Origin of the sequence: Leyella stercorea (genome assembly GCF_019052365.1) — a bacterium.
In the GTDB taxonomy this organism is placed as follows: Bacteria; Bacteroidota; Bacteroidia; order Bacteroidales; family Bacteroidaceae; genus Prevotella.
In genome coordinates, this window is record NZ_JAHQUY010000001.1 from 113005 (window position 1) to 134864 (window position 21860).

Below are 21860 nucleotides of genomic sequence, written 5' to 3' on the forward strand. Positions count from 1 at the left end.
CCTATATTCTGTATAACGCAGAATCTTGGCTTTTATTTTATAAAACATTCGTTGGTGGTAGAAAACAAAAAGTCTGCACCATTCTTGTTCGTACAAGAACGATGCAGACTGAAAGGAATTAGTGTGTTGTTATTTATGTCTGAAACCCTTACCTTCTCTTAAACCACAGCCGGAGCCTCTGTGCCGGTTGTATCTGTAGATGTAGAGTCCATGAGCATTACGCTCGAGAAGAGGTGTGCTGTAGAGTCAACCGAGTCGGTTGAGTCGCTGAGCATTGCCACTTCCTCAGGAGTTGCCTGCTGTTCTGCCGGCTCACCCTCTGCCGGAGCGCCTACTGTGTCGGCTGTGTCAACAACGGTTGAGTCGACCGGCATGTTCAAACCAAGCTCTGCCTTAGAGCTACCTGCAAATACGTTGCTTACTGATACCATAACGAAAGCTGCGAAAGCTGCAAATACTAACTTCTTCATATTCTTAAATTTTTAATTGTTAATTATAATGTTTATCTGTAGAACTCCGTCTTGAACTGATGTTTGTTCGTTGCGTCGTTCACTTAATAGAATGCAATCTGCGTGCCAGAATATGAAGTGTTTTGCGTAAGTGTCTGATAGTCAGCGCGAATAAAAATTTTTAGTGCTTTGGCATAGACTAAAAAGTTGTGGAGAAGTGTGGAACAAGTGTAGAATAGTTCCACACTTTTGTGTGGACAGAAGTTATTGTTAGTGTGTAGAAAAGTCATCGTCACCCGAACGGAATCTGATTGGACGGCGAACGGAATCCGATCGGACGGCGAACGGAATCCGATTGGACGGCGAACGGAATCCGATCGGACGGCGTTCGGGTGACGATGAAAGAGTATGGGATTATTGCCAAACAAACTTGAAGGTCTTTGTAGCTGTCGGCGTCTTTACGCTGAGTAGATACACGCCCTTTGGCAGTTGCGGCACGGCAACAGACAGCGTTTCGCCTGCCGAGCGTTTGCCGAGCTGCTTGCTGAACAGCGTGCTGCCCGTCATGCTTGTGATGCAGAGCGTAGCCTGCGTGTCGCGAGCGAAGCCCAATAAGATGTTTCCGTCTGCGATGCGCACCGTTCCGTCGAACGGCATGGCAACGCTCACGCAGCCCGTTTCCTGCTTCTCGATGCACTGGCGCAGTCCGTCGAGCGCGTTAATCTTGCCGTAGCCCCAGTTGCTGTCGGGCGCCGTAGCCGTGAAGCTGTCCTTGCGTGCCGTGTTCTGCACAATCTCGTGCAGCTGTTCGGGCGTGAGTTGCGGATAAGCCTGCAGCCATGTAGCCACAATGCCTGCCACGAACGGCGACGCCATCGACGTGCCCTGCATATAGCCGTACTGGTTGTAGCGACCGAAGTTCTCGTTGTATTCGGCGTACATCAAATTGCCCGATGCGTCGTTGTTAGACACGGCAGAGATGATGAAGCAGCCCGGCGCCGTGATGTTCGGCTTCATGCGTCCGTCTACTGTGGGGCCGTAGCTCGAGAACGAACTCAGGTCGCCCACGGTCTCCTGCAGCGTAGCCTGCTGTCCGCCGTTTGTCGTGTACTCGTTGCGTGTGGTGTACGAACCCACGGTGAGTATGCGTTTGCCCGTTCCGCCAATCTCGCAGAGCGTGGACGACGCTGCGTCGGGCGCCGAGAAGCCCTCTATGTCGCGCGACTCCAACGCCAGATACGTATTGTCCGACCAAATGTTCACTCTGCCCGCCGTCTTCGGCGTCACGGTGAGCGCTATGGCGTAGTTGTTGCGTATCGAGGTGAGCGCAGATGTCAGCACCACGTGCAGCTTGCCGTTGAGCGGACTCACCTCCGAAGCCACCTTCCACGTGCCCGTAGCGTACTTGCCGAAGTCAACATCCGTGACGCCCTCCGCCGGATAAACGGTCGTAGACCGCGCATCCTTCTTGTTGAACGTGCTGTAGGCGGCGATGTCTACGGTGAAGTCGACGCCCTTCTCGCCCCAAATCTCTATCGTGCCGCCCGAAACCGAGTTAGACGGCGCCACCTTGTACTTCACGAACGTGCGCAGCGGCGCAGCATCGGCTGTAGCGAAGGTATGGTCGATGTGGAAGGCGTCGGTGCGGTGGTTGCCGGCAGCGCCCACGATGAGGCGGCCCGGTCCCTGCATGGCGTCGGTCATGGTGTCGAACGTAGAAGTGCCGTCGTGCGGTCCGTCCTGGTTGCCCAGACTGAGGTTGACGACGCACGGCTTGCCCACCTCGTCGGCATAGTCGAAGATATACTGCACGGCGTTGCTGATGTCGGCGTTGGTGCTCGCGTTCAGGTCGAGCGCCACGAGCACTATGTCGGCGTCGGGCGCATTGCCCACGTACGCCCCGTCCTTGTAGGCGTCGCTACCCGCAGCTATGGCAGCCACGTGCGTGCCATGCGAGTTAGAGTCGCTGTCGCCCTGCGCCTTCTCTATCAGTTCGGGCGTGTTCAGCTCAATGCCGTAGCCGTACTTCGCAGGAGCCGAAGCGCCGTCGAGCGTCGTAGCGCTCTGTTCCCACACACGCTTGATGCGCAGCGCTCCGTCGGCAGGGCGGCGGAAAGCGGCGTGCATATAGTCGAATCCGGCGTCGACCACGCCCACAACCACGCCCGCGCCGGTGTATGCCTGCGGCAGCTCGGTGCCTTTGTGTATCTGGTCGGTGCCAGCCTCCTGGCGTGCGAGGTTGAGCATCTGCGTTGCGCCCGAAGTAATCTGGATGTACTCTACACCCTGCTGCTTAGCCAGACGCTGCAAGGCGTCGAGCGTGAGGCGCACGGTAGCCGTACCGGCGTTCTCGGCGATGGGCGTCACACCCAACTGCTGCCACGATGTGCGCGCAGGGTCGATTGTTACGTATGCTGAAAGCTGACTGCTTGCGGCGCCCATTGCAGCGGCTTGCGCTGCGGGCGACTTAAGCAGGGTGGGGGAAGCGACGGCAATAGCCGTGCGAGGCGAAAGCGATGCCTGCGCCAACGCTGAGGCTGGTGCGAGCAACATCGTTGCACCTATTATATATATGTATGACTTGCGCATGATATACCTTATTATATTATATGTATCTGTTTTCGGCTGCCCGTATTACTTCACGAGCACCTTCTTTGTGGTCTGCTTGCCGTCGGCAGTCACCTTCACGATGTACACGCCCTTGGTAAGATCGGCGTTCTCCACCTGCGCACCAGCGAGGTTGTACACCTGCAAGCGGTCGTATGCTCCGCCTGCGTGCACCTTTCCGTTGCTTACGAAGATGCTAACGCTCTGCTCAGCCTCGGCGCTGTTCACGTCGGTAGGCTTGACGAAGCCAGTCTGCTTGTGCGATTCGCCCAGGCGCGCCTCGCAGCAGTTGTAGATAGTGTGCTTGTTGTTGTCGTTCTGGTCGAACTCGCCTATGTAAGCCACGACGCTCATGTTCTTCAGCACAGCCTCGACGTTGTTCTTAGTCTCGTCGGCATAATAGCTCGAGTGGATGCTCTCGGGTATGGTGATGGTTTTCTCCCACGAAAGCAGCTGACCCGCTTTTATGTCCTTCACCAGGTATCCCCATGCGTTGCCTGTCACCGTTCCGCGGAAGGTGCGGTTGTGTATGTAGTTGTCTCCGCCGTTCGCCTGACGCGCCTCGATGCCGTCCTGCACGAGGTATACGTTGAAAATAGAGCTGTTGTGAGGCACGGTCTTGTGAGGCAGCACGTAGAGCTTCACGTTCAGTTCGCGTGTGCTCTCGTCCAGTGTGGTCTTGAGGTAGAGCGAAACGTACGGCTCCTTGGTGTCGGCGTAGTAGATGGTGGAAAGCAGGCTGTTGACGTCGGTGGCGCTCACTATCGGCGTAGTGCTTACGTTGGCGTAAGTGTTGCGGTTGACCATAGCCGCCGGTGCGAATGTGCTCGACATATTAGGGTAGAAGAATATATATGTAGGGTCTTCGCTCATTGTGAACATGTCGGGCTTGTAACCTACGTGGTGAGCCACCTCAATGACGTTCTTCTCTGTCTTCTTGATGGCAGCCTCAATGTTCAGATGGCCGCCCGGACAGTTGCCGCAGTCCTGACCCGTGAACGCTTCGAGCAGCAACGAGCGCTCCATAGTCTTCGGGTAGAGGAAGAGGTTGGCGCTTACGCTGTTGTCCGACGTGTCGGTCTCCTTTCCCGCTCCGTTCACGTTGGCGATAGTTACGCTGAGGCTCTGCTCGCCCTCGCTGCTTGTGTCCACGTCTTTGAGGTCGAAGCTGTAGCCCTCCTTCGGCTTGATGCTGAGGTCGGCGAAGTGCTGCGTGGTCTTGTTGCCGCCCACCTCAACGATGGCGTCGAAGCTGGTTATGTCCGTCGTGCCGGCGTTCACGAAGCAAGCCGAGAAGTTGCAGTTGTCGCCAGCCTTATAGTAGCCTTCGAAGTTGCTCTGAGCGATGATGGCGTCGGTATAGTCGCCCACGTTCTCGGCGTTGACGAAGATGAGCGCGCTGCCCTTGTTCATGCCGTAGGTGTCTACCCACGCTCCGTCCTTGTAGCCGTAGTTGCAGCCCTCGATGTCGTACGAACCGTCCGACATGAGCACCTTGTATGTTGTGGCAACTTCGGTTGTGTAGCCTACGTAGAGACAGTCCTCGTCGCCGGTTATGGTGTACGGCTTATCGAGCGTCCACTTTATCTTGCTCAGCGCCTTTTTCACCTCAACGGTTCCCTCGGCGATAGGTGTGCCGTCGAGCTGCTTGGTGAGGAAAACGTGCATCTTCTTGTCGGTGACATTCTTGCTGCCCAACACGAACTCGGCGAAGTCGATGGTCTTGCCCTTCAGAGCCTGCAGCTTGGCGTGGCTCAGGCGCATAGCCTGTCCCTGCTTCTCGGTGCTGCCGAGGCGGAATACGTTGTTGCGCGAAATCTCATCTTTCGAGTAGCCGATGTTGGTGGCGTTGATGTTCCCTGCTACGAGGAGGAGGGAAGCGATGCTAAGTAGGGTTTTTCTCATAGTATATATTAATTAATTGTTCTTTTGCTTGTTAGTTTCAAATTTATTCACATTCTCTTTATTTAATAATGTGTAATAGCTATTTGCTAATAATTTGCTTGCAAAAGTACGGCTTTTTGCAAATATACGCAACAATTTAGTTGAAAATACACTTATTTAGGTTTGTTTTTAAAAAGTAATTGTGTATCTTTGCAATGTGGTAGACCGCGTTTGGGTAATTGAAATAGTCTTTTATCGCTAAACTTGCGCTGTCTTAACGCTATTAATAATCAAAAAAACACAGAATTATGGAAAAACGTTTACTTTATTCGGTAGCAGCCATGGCGTTGATGCTTGGCTCTGCAGCCCCGACATTCGCACAGAAAGTAGAGACACAGAACCGATTCTTAGTGAAGGCTGTCACGCTTGGTAGTCAGATGGGCGATATGCCCGAAAACCTCGACTCTAAGCGCGTGTATTATTACTACAACACCGATGGCAAGTTGGTAGGCAGTTCTACCTACGGACGCAACTACACCGACGGTGGCTATTCGGATACCTTCTCGCTCACCGACATCGAGAAGATTGTCTTCGATGTAAATGGCAACATGACCAACAAAGACTTCTATCAGTATGGCGACTATGACGACGGCGACTACTCTTTCCGTAAGACACAGAACTGTGAGAGCTATACATACGACGCGCAGGGCAGACTGGCTACAGACACTACCTCGATGCGCATCAACGAGTATAAGTACAACGACGACGGCACGCTGCTAAAGGTTACGTCGTACAACAAACGCACAAAGAAACTTGTGCAGGAGATTACATACACTTATGAGAACGGACAGGCTACTCACTACTCGTCTACCGGACAGTATTACGAGTTCGAGGCTGACCTTAAGTACGACGCAGACGGCAACAAGATCGAGGAATACCAGTATGCGAAGTCGGGCGAGAATGTGAAGCCGCGTCAGCGCGAGACTTGGACATACACCGACGGTGCGCTCACGCTCTACATGAAGTACCGCTACGACAATAAAGGCGCGGAAGTGGCAGACTCGAAGAAAGAGTATGTCCCCGTGGATAACAACATGAACGTTATGGATGTTAGCGACTATACCTACAATTCGGTTAAGGACACATGGAACAAATGGGGCTTGACCGTGCGTCAGACCTACCGCGACTTCAGCGGAATGAAGGAAGCTACACAGACGATGCTTCTTTCGGCTACACCCGACAAGAAACTCAAGAACACTATTAACCTGCAATTCACAGCTCCGAAAGCCGGTCTCGTTCATGGCTGCAAGTTTGTAGTCTACCGCGACTGCGTGGCTCTCGACACGCTCGACCTTGCCGACGTCATGGATCCCGCAACAAAGCAGTGCTCTTATCAGGACAAGGAACTCAAGAGCGACACCTACACTTACTTTGTTCAGCCGCTTTTCGCCCTCACAAACGGCGAGATAAGCAATGCTACTGCCGACTCGGAGTGGGTGGGCTACTATACTTCTACGCCTATGGACGTGAACGTGGCTCTCGCTACGGAGCTTCCTGCCGTTACCGATCTGAAGCTCGTAGGTGGCGAGGTGAAGCGCATCGGTTCTATCATGAGCCAATTGATAGAATACTACGCTGATCTCGAATGGAAGAACCCGGCTAATCTCGAAGAACTCGGCTTCGTGAGAAACGACGTTGCCTTCGTGGGTATGGGTCTCTCTGATACAAAGCTGGAAGGCGCCGCCGAGTCTGCCAGAGTGCAGATTATGGACGACGAGATGCAGGTGTATGTCATCACAACATACAAGTACGGCAAGGCTTACTCTGACGCTATCACCGTTACTGTTAAGGACATCGAGAAGTACAACGGCGTGGAGAGCATTACAGCCGACGGCGTAGTGAAGGCTACATTCGCAGGCAACACGGTGCAGCTCAGCGATGCCGCAAACGTATCGGTTTACTCTGCTGCAGGCGCTAAGGTGTATGCAAAGCAGAATACATGCAGCGTGGCTCTCGGTCAGCTTCCGGCTGCTACATATATAGTATGTGTAGAGAAGGACGGCAAGAGCAGCTTCTATAAGTACGGCGTGAAGTAGCATAAGCTCACGCCAGGATAGCACTTCGTGAAAAGACACACATGTATATTACGTAGAGTATATAATATAATGTGTGTCTTTTCAGATTATTAATTAACCAAAAACATGGAATTATGGGAAAAAGACTACTCAATTCGATTGCAGCTCTGGCATTAGTGCTCGGCTGCCCGGCAACGGCTGACGCTCAGCAGGCGGCTCCAGAAAACAGATTCTTGGTTAATACTGCCACCTTCGGCAGTTCGATGGGCGATATCCCGGACGATGTAGTGTCGAAACGCAGTCTGTACTACTATAACACCGACGGACTCTTCGTCGGTAGAGCCGACTACGGACGCCTCTACACCGACGAAGGCTACTCGGACGACTTCGATGTTATGACTTTCTGCAAGGCTGTCTTCAACACCGACGGCATGATGACCAATAAGGACACGTACCAGTGGGGCGAATACGACGGCGGCGTCTTCAGTTTCCGCAAGACGCAGAACTGCGAGAGCTATACTTACGACAGCAATGGACGATTGGCTACCGACACTACGTCGATGTATATCAACGAGTATGCGTACAACACCGACGGAACGCTGGCTAAGAAGTCTACCTATATCAGAGACACTAAGAAGTTCAAGCAGGAGATTACGTATACCTATACCGACGGCGTGCTCACCCATTACTCATCAACCGGCGAATACGACTCGTACAAGTTCGAGGCTAATATAAAGTACGACGCCGACGGCAACAAGGTGGAGGAGTATCAGTACAAGCTGAAGGATGGCAATGAGGTGGCTAAGCAGCGCGAGGCATGGACTTATACCAGCGGTGTGCTCACACTCTACGAGAAGTTCCGCTACGATTCAAGCGGCAAGGAGATACCGAGCGCAAAGACCGAGTATAAGCCGGTGAACGGCAATCTAAGCCTGATGGATGTTTGCAGCTACAACTACAGCAGTAATAAGTGGACGCGTAGCGGTCTGCCCATGCGCTATGAGTATCGCGACTTCAGTGGCATGAAGGAGAAGACAGCCATGATGATTATGTCGGCTACGCTCGACAAGGAGAAGCCGAACACCGTAGACCTCCGCTTCAATGTGCCGAAGGCAGGACTCGAGTACGGCTGCAAGTTCGTCATTTTCCGCAACTGCATACCGCAGGATACCGTTGACCTTGCCGACGTGATAGACCCCGAGACAATGCAGTGTGCTTACGAGGACGACGAACTCAGCAACAGTACATACACCTACTTCATTCAGCCGCTCTTCGCCATGAAGGACGGCAAGATAGTGAAGCCTGCTGCCGACTCGGAGTGGGTGGGTTTCTACAGCACCACTCCTACTGAGATTGAAGTGGCGCTCGACCACGAACTGCCTGCAGTTACCAATCTGGCTCTCGTAGGCGGCGAGGTGAAGAATGTAGGTACGGCTTTGAATCCTGAAAAGGAGTATAACGCTGTCTTTGGTTGGGAGAATCCTGCCGACATGAACGACTACAGCTTCATCAAGCACACGCTCTACTTCGTTGGAAGCAATGTGCCAGAGAACGAAACAAGAGAGTCTTCGAAAGACACGCTTCACGTAATGCTTCTCGACGATGCTGTAAAGGCGTATGTCGTTACGACCTACAAGTACGGCAAGGCGTTCTCCGACACCATCACCGTGAAGATGACAGACATCGACGACCTCACCGGCATGCAGCGCATCGGCGTTGATGGAGTTGTAAAGGCTATCTTCGCTGGCAACGTCATTAATCTTGCAGATGCCGCAAACGTATCTGTCTACAATGTTTCGGGCGAACGCGTATATGTACGCAAACGCACAAGAAGCGTATCGCTTGCTCAGCTCCCGACAGCAGCTTATATAATATGTATAGAGCGCAACGGCAAGCAGAGCGTCTACAAGTATCACGTTAAGTGAGGATAAAACAATACCTTAGGCAAAACATTTAAACTACAGAACATAGCCTAAATTATTAATAAATAAAATTCTTAAAAACCGTAATATCAATAGATGAAGACAAAAATGTTACTTGCGTCGCTACTCTTAAGTGGCGCAGCTTTCGCACAGACATCACCCTTAGTGATGGTCACCCCAAGCGACTACAACATCATGGCTGCTTCGCCAAACGGCAAGTGGGCGTGTGGTATGTACTATGATGCCGGCAACGAGGCTTACGGATTCCGCTGGAATCTGGAGAGCGGAGAGATTGATTTGCTCAATCCGTCGTCGCCTTCGCAGGCTTACAGCGTGTCTAACGACGGCGTTGTTGTGGGCTTGTACACCGACAATAGCTACAAGAAGAACGGTGCTTCTACGCAGCTCGCTGGCTATTGGCAGAACAACCGCTGGAACCGTCTCGAAATGCCTTCTGACGCTGTGAGCAGTAGTGGCGCTTCTGGCATATCGCCCGACGGACACTACATCACGGGCAACGTGTATGTAGGCGGAAAGTATTTGGGATACGTATGGAAGGACGGAAAGATTTATCGCCAACTGAAGGAGAACAAAGGTATCGCGATACCTTATGCAATATCGCCAGACGGAGAGTATACTACGGGTTGGGTTATGAACAAGAACCGCCAGGCATGTTTATGGGGACCTGACGGCAATTTCACCACACTCTCTGACCAGCAGTCGCCGTTCTGTGTTGGCAAGAAGTTCTCGCCCGACGGCAAGAAGCTGCTTTATTTCGGCGGCTGGCAAACCGAAGAAGAGGCAGGCGGAGCTGGTAAGGTGCGCGGAGCTTGGGCACTCTACGATATGGAAACCGGCAAGAAGAGCGCTATTCTTCCGGCTGGCGCCAACGACGACCTCGACTTCTTCGACATCAGCGGTAACGGTACCGTGATGTGCGAGGACAACCAGTTGGGCTATATCTATCAGAACGGCAAAGGCATCTTTGCATACAAGTATCTGAAGGAAAAAGGCGTGAACCTCGCCGACTATCATGTTTTCGTCAATCCAGACTCGCCGAAGGATTCGGAAGGCGAAACCCTTTACAACGTTACTCGCGCCACATCCGTGTCGGTAGACGATCACATCATGGGCTTCCTCTTCTACAACGACAACAAGGATTCGGACGGCAACTATGCCATTTCGCCGCAGTCGATGATCGTGAAGTTCGGCAGTCCGATATTCTCGGCTATGCCTCCGGTGAGCATTAAGGCTCAGCAGTTGTCGGGTCTCAACACGGTGAAGATTACATGGAAGCCGAACGTTGCAGCCACCGGCATAACCGGATACAAGGTGTATCGCGACGGCAACAAGGTGAGCAGCGATATTGTTACCGCTGAAGGATTCGTAGATGCTGGTGTGCCGGTAGGCGAACACAAGTATCAGGTTACGGCAGTGTACGGCGACGTTGAGTCGGCTGACAGCGAGATTGCAACTGTCAAGGTGGAGAATCAGAAACTTTCTACGCCTACAAACCTCTTCGCACAGCAGCATGGCTACAGCGCAGCATACATGGAGTGGAGCGATCCGTCAACAAACTTCGGAGCGCTCACATACTTCAACCCCGACAACGCCAACCTAGAGACATTCGGTCTGTCGTTCGACGGCGAGAGCTACGAGACAGCCATCGCTTTCGACGCAGTTACGCTCAGCGCATACAAGGGACAGAAGCTCACATCCGTAGGTTTTTACCCGATGGAGGCTCAGGGCGGCTGGACTATCAACCTCTACACACGCAGCGCAGACGGTAAGTTGCAGAAGTTCTACACACAGCCAGTTACGCAGAAGCTGAACTACGGCGAGCGCAACGTCGTTAAGCTCGATACTCCGCAGAATCTGCCTTCAGGCGAACTGCTCGTGTCGGTTGAGGTGAAGGTTACAGAGGCTTCGCAGCGCATCACAGCGCTCGACTTCGGTCGTGCCGTGAAGGGCTCTTCCGACCTGCTCCGCCTTACAACCGAGCCCGACTTCTACTCGATGGGCAACCTTATGGAGGAGAGCAACTATCTCTACGCCGCTTCGTGGGCTATCGACGCTATCGTGGCGCCGGAAGGTGCCGACCTTGCAAAGGACAACGTGACGGGCTATAATATATATGTAGACGGCAAGAAGGTAGGTTCGTCTGCTACAAAGAACTTCACCGTGCCCTCTCTCGACAAGGGCGACCATGCTCTGGGCGTAAGCGCCGTGTATGCCAACGGATCGGAGTCGGAGCCGGCCGTAGCTCAGCTTGCAGTTGTTCCTGACGACAGCCAGCTTCAGGCTGTGAAAGGCGTGGCTGTAGCACCGGTAAGCGCTTCGGCTGTGAAGGCTAATTGGGCAGCACCGGTTGACCGCGACGTGGTTCAGGTGCAGTATTGTACGGGTTCTGCATCAACGCAGGGCGTGACAGCTCCTGCTGACAACAACTATAACATCATGGTAGGCGCGCTCTATCCGTCGAAGACATTCCGCGGACGCACCGGATACGCAATCAAGAAGGCACGCTTCTATCCGCTCACAGACGCTACATACACAGTGTATGTCTACAAGAACGACGAGCTGATAAGCGAGACCGAGGTAGACGACTACACCGTAGGTAAGTGGAACGAGGTGGAACTCACGAAGCCTATCATCATCGAGAACGGATCTACATACCGTCTTGCCATCGACTGCTATGATGTTACGCCGAAGGAACCGGCTATCGCCGTAGACAGCAGCGATCCGCTGGAAGGCTACTCTGACATCTACTCGCTCGACGGCGAGTCGTGGAGCTCAATATCTTCTACCGGCGTGATGGCTAACTGGATGATAGGTCTCGTGCTGGAGAACCCGAAACCAGGTACGTTGCCTATCGAAGGCTACGACGTGTTCATCGACAACGCTAAGAAGAACGCGGCGAAGCTCACGGAGAGAACATACACACACGACTTCGGTACCGACGACAAGCAGCAGCACACTATCCGCGTTGACGTATACTACACAGTGAAGTCGACAAGCGTGAAGGGCGGCGTAACCAACTTCCTCATCGCCGTTGCAGGTATCGACGAGAACACCGTAGGACGCATCGAGATGCGCCAGGGCGAGAACGAGCTCACCGTGACTGGCGATGGCGTGACGTCGGTAGAACTTGTGTCGGCAGCAGGCGCTGTTGTAGCAAAGGCAGAAGGCAACACCGTATCGCTCAACGGCTTGACCGCTGGCGTATATGTAGTGAAGGCCGTAGTAGCCGGCGAAACTGTCACACGCAAGATAATGATAACGAAGTAAAAGTTTTAGCAGGTTAAGCACAAATTTGCTACACTTAAGTCAAGAATAATGCGTTTTGTTCCATAATCGGTAAAATGGGGGTTGCGTGTTGCAAAAAATATGAGTAAATTTGCAACGTGAACAGAAACGTAAACCAGATTTGACCAACACAAAACGCATCATATAAAAGCAAAAAAACGCTGACGAAGATTGTTTCGCCAGCGCTTTTTTTAATTAGTAATTCGTAATTATTAATTATTAATTGTTAGGGTGTAATTATAAATCACGAATCACGAATTAATAATTAATAATTACGAATTAATAATTAATCAATTCTTCTTCAGCAAGTCGCGAATCTCTGTGAGCAGCAACTCCTCCTTTGTAGGCTTCGGCTCCTCGGGCGCAGGTGCAGACTTGGTCTCCTCCTCCTTCTTCTTGAGGTTAGCCAGCTTGTTGATGCCCTTCACGAGGAGGAACACGCAGAAAGCGATGATAGTGAAGTCGATGATAGTCTGAATGAACGCACCATAGTTGATGGTAGCCGGCTTCATTGTCTCCATGCCGAGGTTTACGGCAGGCAGCTCGAACTTCAGGTCGCTGAAGTTGACGCCGCCGATGAGCCATCCGATAGGCGGCATGATGATATCGTTGACGATAGAACTTACGATTTTCCCGAACGCACCGCCGATGATCACACCGACAGCCATGTCTACAGCGTTGCCCTTCACGGCGAACGCCTTGAACTCATTTAGCATTTTTCCCATAGTTTCTGTTTGTTAATTGTTTAATTCCTAATGTCCGATTGTATGTTTCTTGTTTCTAACTATCTTATTTTGCAAAGTATATATAGCAAACTGCGCTTATTATATATAATGTATATAGCCCAGTGAAATTATATAGCGATTTTTTAAATAATTTAATACCTCTATTGGCTGCAAAATTAGAAAATAATTATTAACTTTGCGCTCGATAAAGAAAAAAATGCTCAAAAGTATTGCTTTTTGAATGTCTCAGTTCATTGGCAAGTACTGTGGAGCTTGAAAGTAAGATTTATTTTCAACCATTAATTTAAATATTAAACAAAATGACAAAAGTTGCTATTAACGGCTTCGGCCGTATCGGTCGTCTGGCTTTCCGTCAGATGTTTGAGGCAGAGGGTTATGAGGTAGTTGCTATCAACGACCTTACATCTCCAAAAATGTTGGCTCACCTTCTTAAGTATGATACAGCTCAGGGTGGCTTCGCTGGCAAGTACGGTGAGGGCAAGCACACTGTAGAGGCAACAGACAACTCTATCATCGTTGATGGTAAGGAAATCACTATCTATGCTAAGCCAAACGCTGCTGAGCTTCCTTGGGGCGAGCTTGGTGTTGACGTAGTACTCGAGTGCACAGGTTTCTACACATCAAAGGAGAAGGCTTCTGCTCACATCGCAGCAGGTGCTAAGAAGGTTGTTATCTCTGCTCCTGCTGGTAACGATCTCCCAACTATCGTTTACAATACAAACCACAAGACTTTGACTCCGGCCGACACAGTTATTTCTGCAGCTTCTTGTACAACTAACTGCTTGGCTCCTATGGCTTACGCTTTGAACAAGTATGCAGCTATCCAGTCAGGTATCATGTCTACTATCCACGCTTACACAGGTGACCAGATGATTCTCGACGGTCCTCAGCGCAAGGGCGACCTCCGTCGTTCACGTGCAGGTGCTCAGAACATCGTTCCTAACTCTACTGGTGCTGCTAAGGCTATCGGTTTGGTTATCCCTGAGTTGAATGGTAAGCTGATCGGTTCTGCACAGCGTGTTCCGACTCCAACAGGTTCTACAACTATCCTCGTTGCTGTTGTTAAGGGTAAGGACGTAACTGTAGAGGGTATCAACGCTGCTATGAAGGCTGCTTCTAACGAGAGCTTCGGTTACAACGATGAGCTGATCGTTTCTTCTGATATCATCGGTATGCGTTTCGGTTCACTCTTCGATGCAACTCAGACAATGGTTAGCAAGATCGACGAGGATACATATCAGGTACAGGTAGTTTCTTGGTACGACAATGAGAACTCTTATACTTCTCAGATGGTTCGTACTATCAAGTACCTCGCAGAGTTGAAGTAATTCGTTGACTCGGTTTACGACAACATATATAAGCCTGGCATTGTAAAATGCCAGGCTTTTTTGTATCAATACCCCTTCTGAAACCTCATTATTGGGTTTCTAACAACGCTACCGTTGCGTGCTGACGGCGTTACCGTTGCGCGGTAATAATGTAACCTATACGCGGTAACGGTGTTACAGAATAGGTGTAATCGTGTTACCACTTCGCGGTAATCGTGTAGCATCACAAACAATTTTCTGCACAATTGTGCGGCGTATGAGAAATTTTTTGTAAGTTTGTATTTTGAAACCGTAGCTATGTGCTATCAGAGGCAAAGCAATCGGTTTTATAAACCGAACAAATTGCTTTCAGAACCCGAAACAACATTATTAAATACACGTGCAGCAAAGCTATTGACGACATGCAGAACAAAAGAATGATAACCATACTCGGACCCACCGCAAGCGGAAAGACCGCTGTGGCGGCAGCACTCGCATTGCGCACCGGCGGCGAGATAATCAGCGCCGACTCGCGCCAGGTGTACCGCCGCATGGACATCGGAACGGGCAAGGACTTGGCAGACTATGTAGTTGACGGCCAGCCGATTCCGTATCATCTTATCGACATAGCCGAGCCAGGCACAAAGTACAATCTGTTCCAGTATCAGCAGGACTTCCACGTGGCATACGACGACATCCGTAGCCGAGGCAAGCTGCCCATACTCTGTGGCGGCACCGGTCTGTACATCGAAGCTGTGCTGGGCGGCTATCAGCTCTCGCCCGTGCCGCAGAATCAGCCGTTGCGCGACGCTCTCGCCGGAAAGTCGCTTGCCGAACTCACCGAAATGCTCGTAGAACTGAAGCGCCGTAGCGGGTCGAACATGCACAATCAGACCGACGTGGACACCGCCCAGCGTGCCATACGCGCCATCGAGATAGAGACATACAATCTGGAAAACCCCACACCCGAACGACAGCTGCCGCCAGTCGACTCGCTCATCGTGGGCATAAACATCGACCGCGACCTGCGCCGCGAGAAGATAACACGCCGACTCAAGGCGCGCCTCGATGAGGGCATGGCTGACGAGATACGCTCGTTGATAGGCGAGGGCATCGACCCCGAAGACCTTATATACTACGGTCTTGAGTACAAGTTCATTACCGAGTACGTCGTAGGTCGCCTCTCTTTCGACGAGATGTTCCGACAACTGGAGATAGCCATCCACCAGTTCGCCAAGCGACAGATGACGTGGTTCCGCGGCATGGAGCGACGCGGATATACCATCCACTGGGTTGACGCCAAGCTGCCCATGGAGGAGAAGGTAGAAGCAATATGCAAGCTGATGCAGGACGCATAGCGAGAGAGACGTAAAAGAATGTGACATCGTGGCGGACATACCGCCGCTAAAAAAGGCTTACTATATGATTAACGACAACCGTTGGGGCATACTCTACTGCCCGAAACACGAGACGTTCAACTCCGGCAAACGCTGGGAGAAGATTGAGCGATGCCTGAAGGCGAACGGCATCGAGTACGACTACTTGCAGAGCGAAAACTCGGCAAGCGTGGAGCGCTTGGTGAAGATGATGATCAATAGCGGATACAAGACTATTGTCATCGTCGGCGGCGACTCGGCGCTTAACGACGCCGTCAACTGCCTCATGCTCACCGAGCGAAGCATACGCGAGAACATTGCGCTCGGCGTGATACCCAACGGACTCATGAACGACTTCGCCCATTTCTGGGGATTCCGCGAGAGCGACTACGAGCAGACCATCAAGTGGCTCAAGCAGCGTCGCGTGCGCAAGATTGACCTCGGCTGCATACGTTACACCAACAAGCACGGCGAGGCGTGCCGCCGCTACTTCCTCAACTGCATCAACATCGGACTCATCGCTGCCATCATGAACCTGCGTCGACAGACACGCCACTTCTTCGGTTCGCGCACGCTCTCGTTCCTCTGCTCGTTCGTGCTCATGATTTTCCAGCGACTCGAATACCGCATGCACCTGAAGATAAACTCCGACACCGTGGAGCGCAACGTGATGACCGTATGCATCGGCAACGCTACAGGATACGGACAGACACCGAACGCCGTGCCGTATAACGGACTGCTCGATGTGAGCGTGGTCTACCATCCCGGCATGACGCAGCTCATCGAAGGCTTCTACCTCTTCGTGCGCGGCAAGTTCCTCAACCATCGCAGCGTCCACCCGTTCCGCACACGCAAGGTGGAAGTGGTCGAGGCGAACAAGGCGCTCGTGGGCATCGACGGACGCCTCATGAAGACCCCCGTCGGACCCTTCACCGTGAGCGTGGAGCAGGAAGTCATCAACTTCCTCATACCCGAATAAGGCAAACGTTTTCCATGATAAATCCTCATATTTTGCAATATTTTGTGCGAAATATGAGGATTTTTTAAAATAGTTAATATTTTATTTTGCGTATAAATATATTTTTACTACCTTTGATTTCGTAAGGTAGCAACGCCTATATAAAGACTACTACACTTCTTACAGCTAACTAATAATGAACCTTAATCATAAATCTATGAGTTATTTGAGATTCGAAAAAGCTCTGATGACAAACCTCGAAGAGTCGTTGCCACGCGAGTTGTTGCGTACTAATCGTTCGGGAGCATATTCCTGCTCTACGATTGTAGATTGTAATACGCGCAAGTATCATGGCTTGCTCGTCGTGCCCGTACCGGAACTCGACGACGAGAACCATGTGCTCCTCTCTTCGCTCGACCCCACCGTTATTCAGCACGGCGCCGAGTTCAATCTTGGTTTGCACAAGTATCAGGGCAATAATTACAGTCCGAAAGGTCACAAATATATCCGAGAGTTCGATTGTGACACAGTGCCCACAACACTCTACCGCGTAGGCGGTGTGCTTCTGAAAAAAGAGGTAGTGTTCCAGCACTATGAAGACCGCATCCTTATCCGTTATACCCTTGTTGATGCACATTCTGCAACGACATTGCGCTTCCGTCCGTTCCTTGCTTTCCGCAGCGTACGCCAGTTTACGCACGAGAATACCGTAGCTTCACGCGAGTATGCAGAAGTTACAAACGGCATCAAGACCTGCATGTACGCCGGCTACCCCGACCTTTACATGCAGTTCAGCAAGAAAGTGGAGTTCGTGTTCCAGCCCGACTGGTACCGCGGCGTAGAATACCCGAAGGAGCAGGAGCGCGGCTACGCTTCTAACGAAGACCTCTACGTACCTGGCTACTTCGAGATGGACATCAAGAAGGGCGAGAGCATCGTGTTCTCGGCTTCAACAACAGCCTGCAAGACAACCGGTCTGAAGAAGCTCTTCCAGGAGGAAGTGGACGAGCGCTCACCGCGCGACAATTTCTTCCACTGCCTCGTCAACGCAGCGCACCAGTTCCACAACCGCACAAAGAAAGACGAGCGATACATCCTCGCCGGCTATCCTTGGTTCAAGTGCCGCGCACGCGACACATTCATCTCTCTGCCGGGTCTTACACTCTCTATCGAGGAGGAAGACTACTTCGAGCTCGTAATGGAGACAGCCATGCGCGCACTCTACGAGTTCATGGCAGGCAAGCCGCTCACAGCGAAGATTTATGAGATAGACCAGCCCGATGTTCTGCTCTGGTGCGTATGGGCTGTGCAGCAGTATGCAAAACATTCAGGTCGCGAAAAGTGCAACCGCAAGTACGGCAAGCTGCTCTACGACGTGTTGCATTTTATCAAGGACAACCGCCACCCGAACCTGAAGCTCTGCGAGAACGGACTTCTCTACTCGGAAGGCAAGGAGAAGGCAGTAACATGGATGAACTCTACAGCCGGCGGACGCCCCGTCGTACCGCGCACAGGCTACATCGTCGAGTTCAACGCCCTCTGGTATAACGCCCTCAAGTTCTGCGCATCTATGGCTGCTGACTTTGGCGACGCCACAGAGGCTTCCGACTTCGAGCAGATGGCTACACTCTGCGGCAAGTCGTTCGTAGAGACCTTTGTCAACGAGTATGGCTACCTCTTCGACTACGTAGAGCCTAAGGACAACCCCGACTGGAGTGTACGTCCGAACATGATATTCGCCGTTGCACTCGACTACTCGCCGCTCACACCAGCCCAGCAGAAGGCGGTGCTCGACGTCTGCACACGCGAACTCCTCACACCGAAGGGCCTGCGCTCGCTCTCGCCGAAGAGCGGCGGCTACAACCCGATGTACGTCGGTCCGCAGACACAGCGCGACTACGCTTATCATCAGGGCACAGCATGGCCTTGGCTCGGCGGCTTCTACATGGAGGCATGCCTCAAGATTTACAAGCGCACACGCCTGTCGTTCATCGAGCGTCAGATGGTGGGCTACGAGGACGAGATGACGAGCCACTGCCTCGGCACAATCCCCGAACTCTTCGACGGCAACCCGCCATTCCACGGACGTGGCGCCATCTCGTTCGCTATGAACGTAGCCGAGATTCTGCGCACTCTCGAACTCTTGGAAAAATATAAATATTAAAATAGGAGGATAAGTATATATGAAAGTATTAATGTTCGGATGGGAGTATCCTCCTCACGTATTTGGTGGACTCGCTACCGCTAACTTCGGAATTTCTCAGGGTCTGCACGCACAGGGCGATGTCGAGACCGTGCTCTGTCTGCCGCATCCGTTCGGCGACGAGGACCGCAGCGCCTGCCGCATCGTGGCTATGAACTGCGTGCCTATCGCTTGGCGCGACGTCAACTTCGACTACGTAAAGGAACGCGTGGGCAATATCATGGACCCAGAGTATTACTATCGTCTGCGCGACCATATCTATGCCGACTTCAACTATATGCACGTCAACGACCTTGGCTGCATGGAGTTCGCCGGCGGCTACCCGTCTAACCTGCACGAGGAGATCAACAACTACTCAATCATCGCAGGCGTAGTGGCTCGCACAGAGGACTTCGACATCATTCATGCTCACGACTGGCTCACCTATCCAGCCGGCATCAACGCCAAGCACGTAAGCGGCAAACCGCTCTGCATACACGTTCACGCTACCGACTTCGACCGCTCGCGCGGCAAGGTGAACCCTACGGTTTACGCCATCGAGAAGGACGGTATGGACAACGCCGACTGCATCATGTGCGTGTCGGAGCTTACACGTCAGACCGTTATCCATCAGTATCATCAGGATCCGCGCAAGTGCTTCACGATGCACAACGCCGTTTATCCGCTGCGCCAGGAACTGCAGGACATCCCGCGTCCCGACCATACGGGTAAGGAGAAGGTCGTAACCTTCCTCGGACGTATCACAATGCAGAAAGGTCCGGAGTACTTCGTAGAAGCTGCCAACATGGTGCTGCAGCGCACACGCAACGTGCGTTTCTGCATGGCTGGCAGCGGCGATATGATGGACGCAATGATTTATCTCGCAGCTGAGCGCGGCATCGCCGACCGCTTCCACTTCCCAGGCTTCATGCGCGGAAAGCAAGTGTACGAGTGTCTGAAAGACTCGGACGTTTACGTCATGCCGTCAGTTTCTGAACCGTTCGGTATCTCGCCGCTTGAGGCAATGCAATGCGGCACGCCGACAATTATCTCTAAACAGTCGGGTTGCGCCGAAATCCTCGACAACTGTATCAAGGTTGACTACTGGGATATACACGCACTTGCCGACGCTATCTACTCAATATGTAGCAACGAGTCGCTCTTCAACTACCTCAAGGAGGAAGGAAAGCGCGAGGTCGACCAGATCACATGGGAGAAGGTTGGCGCACGTATCAAGAATCTGTACGAGCGCGTTCTCGCTGGCGACATTTAAACTCAAAGCAAAAAGCCAAACCGAGTAACTTACTATTCAATAATCTTAAAACAAACAATAATGAAAACGATTTGTTTATATTTCGAGATACATCAGAACATACAGCTGAAGCGCTATCGTTTCTTTGATATCGGCACAGACCACTATTACTATGACGACTACGAGGACGAGCGTCTCATCACTGATGTGGCTAACCGCTCGTATATGCCGGCTCTCGAGGCTTTGGGCGAAATGTTGAAGGAGCATCCGGGCTTCTTCAAGGTGGCTTTCTCTCTCTCTGGCGTAGGCATGGAGCAGTTGGAGATTCACGCTCCGCAGGTGCTCGAGAAGTTGCAGGAACTCAATCAGACCGGTTGCGTAGAGTTCCTCGCTGAACCTTACTCACACGGTCTTGCTTCGCTCGCTAATGAGGAGAGCTTCGCTAAGGAAGTGAAGCGCCAGTGCCAGAAGATGAAGGAATACTTCGGCAAGGAGCCTCAGGTTCTGCGCAACTCTTCGCTTATCTACAGCGACGAGATCGGTGCTCAGGCTGCTCAGATGGGCTTCAAGGGTATGCTTACCGAAGGCGCACGCCACGTCCTCGGCTGGAAGTCGCCGCACTATGTATACAACTGCGCGCTCGCTCCCAACCTCAAGCTCTTGCTTCGCGACGTTAACCTCAGCGACGATATCTCACTTCGTTTCAGCAATGTCGAGTGGGAGGGCTATCCGCTCTTCGCTGACAACTACGTAGACCGCATCGCCAACTTCCCTGGCGAGGAGCACGTAGTGAACATCTTCATGGAGCTTTCTGCTCTTGGCGTGGCTCAGCCGTTGTCGAGCAACATTCTTGACTTCCTCAAAGCTCTGCCCGAATGTGCTAAGCAGCGCGGCATCTCATTCTCTACTCCGAGCGAGATCTGCGAGACAATGGCAAGCGTAGGCGCTCTCGATGTGCCCGACACACTCTCTTGGACCGACGAGGAGCGCGACGTTAGCTCTTGGCTCGGCAACCCGATGCAGCGTGAGGCTTTCAACAAGCTCTATAGTGTAGCCGACCGTGTGCGCATCGCCGACGATCCGCGCATCAACCAGGACTGGGACTATCTGCAGGCTTCTAACAACTTCCGTCAGATGACTACAAAGCCGTCGCAGGTAGGTATCGACCGTGGTATCTATGCTTCGCCGTTCGACGCATTCACCAACTATATGAACATCCTCGGCGACTTCATCGCTCGCGTTAACTCGCTCTATCCTGAGTCGGTTGACAACGACGAGCTTGCTTCGCTCCTCACTACTATCAAGAATCAGGACGAGGAAATCGAGATGAAGAACAAGGAGATTATCCGTCTGCAGACCAAGATTGAGAAGATTGAGGCTGCTGAGGAAAAACTCCGTGCTAAGCTCGAGAAGACAAAGGCTCCGAAGGCTGAGGCTGCTCCGAAGGCTGCAAAGACAGCAAAGAAGCCTGCTGCAAAGAAGGCTAAGGCTGTTGAGCCGAAGGCTGAATAATGTTTGCGGTTGCAAATGCAAGTTGTGAAGCTTAATCGTTCTGATTATAACGCTGAGTCGTTAAGATTGCAATGTTCAAGCAAAGCAGAATGTGTTTGCAACAGCAACAGTTGAATCTATTGAATTAATAAGAAGTATTAAGGTTCTTGTACAATTAAATATTGGTTATAAAGGTTTAAATGTCCTACTGCGAGATGCCGTGGGGCATTTTTTTATTATTGCTTCTATATAACAAAGTTCATTGTTATTATCTCAACTTGTTTGCCATTCTGGCAAAGGGAACT

At 51.9% G+C, this 21860-nt stretch carries 13 protein-coding genes; 9 read left to right on the forward strand and 4 right to left on the reverse strand.

Annotated elements, in window-relative coordinates; translation table 11 throughout:
- Positions 1-158: 158 nt before the first annotated feature.
- From KTQ90_RS00430 to KTQ90_RS00440, 3 genes are all read right to left on the reverse strand, one after another.
- Positions 159-470 (reverse strand): hypothetical protein, encoded by a 312-nt coding sequence (locus KTQ90_RS00430; RefSeq protein ID WP_217316790.1) that lies wholly within the window; start codon positions 468-470, stop codon positions 159-161.
- A 393-nt stretch (positions 471-863) separates the two neighbouring features.
- Positions 864-3038 (reverse strand): S8 family peptidase, encoded by a 2175-nt coding sequence (locus tag KTQ90_RS00435; RefSeq protein ID WP_217316791.1) that lies wholly within the window; start codon positions 3036-3038, stop codon positions 864-866.
- A gap of 45 nt (positions 3039-3083) precedes the next feature.
- Positions 3084-4961, reverse strand: a complete 1878-nt coding sequence (locus tag KTQ90_RS00440) for a T9SS type A sorting domain-containing protein (protein ID WP_217316792.1) — start codon at positions 4959-4961, stop codon at positions 3084-3086.
- A 287-nt stretch (positions 4962-5248) separates the two neighbouring features.
- Between KTQ90_RS00440 and KTQ90_RS00445 the strand changes: the two genes are divergently transcribed.
- The 3 genes from KTQ90_RS00445 (at position 5249) to KTQ90_RS00455 (ending at position 12225) form a co-directional block, all read left to right on the forward strand.
- Positions 5249-7036, forward strand: a complete 1788-nt coding sequence (locus tag KTQ90_RS00445) for a hypothetical protein (protein ID WP_217316793.1) — start codon at positions 5249-5251, stop codon at positions 7034-7036.
- A gap of 113 nt (positions 7037-7149) precedes the next feature.
- Entirely contained in the window at positions 7150-8940 is a 1791-nt protein-coding gene (locus tag KTQ90_RS00450) for a hypothetical protein (RefSeq protein WP_217316794.1), read from the forward strand.
- A 93-nt stretch (positions 8941-9033) separates the two neighbouring features.
- Positions 9034-12225 carry a T9SS type A sorting domain-containing protein gene (locus tag KTQ90_RS00455; protein WP_217316795.1) on the forward strand — a complete coding sequence of 1064 codons (3192 nt, stop codon included), beginning with the start codon at positions 9034-9036 and terminating at the stop codon, positions 12223-12225.
- Positions 12226-12533: 308 nt separating this feature from the next.
- On the opposite strand, the gene mscL is transcribed toward KTQ90_RS00455, so the two are convergent.
- Positions 12534-12968, reverse strand: coding sequence for a large-conductance mechanosensitive channel protein MscL (mscL, locus tag KTQ90_RS00460; protein ID WP_302180491.1), 435 nt, complete (start codon positions 12966-12968; stop codon positions 12534-12536).
- Positions 12969-13288: 320 nt separating this feature from the next.
- On the opposite strand from mscL, the gene gap reads away from it, so the two are divergent.
- From gap to KTQ90_RS00490, 6 genes are all read left to right on the forward strand, one after another.
- Positions 13289-14317: a type I glyceraldehyde-3-phosphate dehydrogenase gene (gene gap / locus KTQ90_RS00465; protein ID WP_022157832.1), complete on the forward strand. Its 1029-nt coding sequence runs from the start codon at positions 13289-13291 to the stop codon at positions 14315-14317.
- A gap of 401 nt (positions 14318-14718) precedes the next feature.
- A complete protein-coding gene (gene miaA, locus KTQ90_RS00470) occupies positions 14719-15654 on the forward strand; it encodes a tRNA (adenosine(37)-N6)-dimethylallyltransferase MiaA (protein WP_217316796.1) in 936 nt (311 codons plus the stop codon).
- Positions 15655-15718: 64 nt separating this feature from the next.
- Positions 15719-16651 carry a diacylglycerol/lipid kinase family protein gene (locus tag KTQ90_RS00475; RefSeq protein ID WP_217316797.1) on the forward strand — a complete coding sequence of 311 codons (933 nt, stop codon included), beginning with the start codon at positions 15719-15721 and terminating at the stop codon, positions 16649-16651.
- A gap of 196 nt (positions 16652-16847) precedes the next feature.
- Entirely contained in the window at positions 16848-18794 is a 1947-nt protein-coding gene (locus tag KTQ90_RS00480) for a glycogen debranching enzyme N-terminal domain-containing protein (protein ID WP_217316798.1), read from the forward strand.
- Positions 18795-18813: 19 nt separating this feature from the next.
- The gene (locus KTQ90_RS00485; RefSeq protein WP_022157836.1) at positions 18814-20085 is read left to right on the forward strand and encodes a glycosyltransferase family 4 protein; all 1272 of its coding nucleotides are present in this window, start codon (positions 18814-18816) and stop codon (positions 20083-20085) included.
- 60 nt (positions 20086-20145) lie between these two features.
- Positions 20146-21576: a glycoside hydrolase family 57 protein gene (locus KTQ90_RS00490; protein WP_217316799.1), complete on the forward strand. Its 1431-nt coding sequence runs from the start codon at positions 20146-20148 to the stop codon at positions 21574-21576.
- The last annotated feature ends 284 nt before the right edge of the window (positions 21577-21860 follow it).

Coding starts and splice junctions, on each gene's coding strand:
- miaA (WP_217316796.1), top strand. CDS start 14,719: ATGCAGAACAAAAGAATGATAACCATACTCGGACCCACCGCAAGCGGA.
- mscL (WP_302180491.1), bottom strand. CDS start 12,968: ATGGGAAAAATGCTAAATGAGTTCAAGGCGTTCGCCGTGAAGGGCAAC.
- KTQ90_RS00445 (WP_217316793.1), top strand. CDS start 5,249: ATGGAAAAACGTTTACTTTATTCGGTAGCAGCCATGGCGTTGATGCTT.
- KTQ90_RS00475 (WP_217316797.1), top strand. CDS start 15,719: ATGATTAACGACAACCGTTGGGGCATACTCTACTGCCCGAAACACGAG.
- KTQ90_RS00485 (WP_022157836.1), top strand. CDS start 18,814: ATGAAAGTATTAATGTTCGGATGGGAGTATCCTCCTCACGTATTTGGT.
- KTQ90_RS00435 (WP_217316791.1), bottom strand. CDS start 3,038: ATGCGCAAGTCATACATATATATAATAGGTGCAACGATGTTGCTCGCA.
- KTQ90_RS00455 (WP_217316795.1), top strand. CDS start 9,034: ATGAAGACAAAAATGTTACTTGCGTCGCTACTCTTAAGTGGCGCAGCT.
- gap (WP_022157832.1), top strand. CDS start 13,289: ATGACAAAAGTTGCTATTAACGGCTTCGGCCGTATCGGTCGTCTGGCT.
- KTQ90_RS00440 (WP_217316792.1), bottom strand. CDS start 4,961: ATGAGAAAAACCCTACTTAGCATCGCTTCCCTCCTCCTCGTAGCAGGG.
- KTQ90_RS00450 (WP_217316794.1), top strand. CDS start 7,150: ATGGGAAAAAGACTACTCAATTCGATTGCAGCTCTGGCATTAGTGCTC.
- KTQ90_RS00480 (WP_217316798.1), top strand. CDS start 16,848: ATGAGTTATTTGAGATTCGAAAAAGCTCTGATGACAAACCTCGAAGAG.
- KTQ90_RS00490 (WP_217316799.1), top strand. CDS start 20,146: ATGAAAACGATTTGTTTATATTTCGAGATACATCAGAACATACAGCTG.
- KTQ90_RS00430 (WP_217316790.1), bottom strand. CDS start 470: ATGAAGAAGTTAGTATTTGCAGCTTTCGCAGCTTTCGTTATGGTATCA.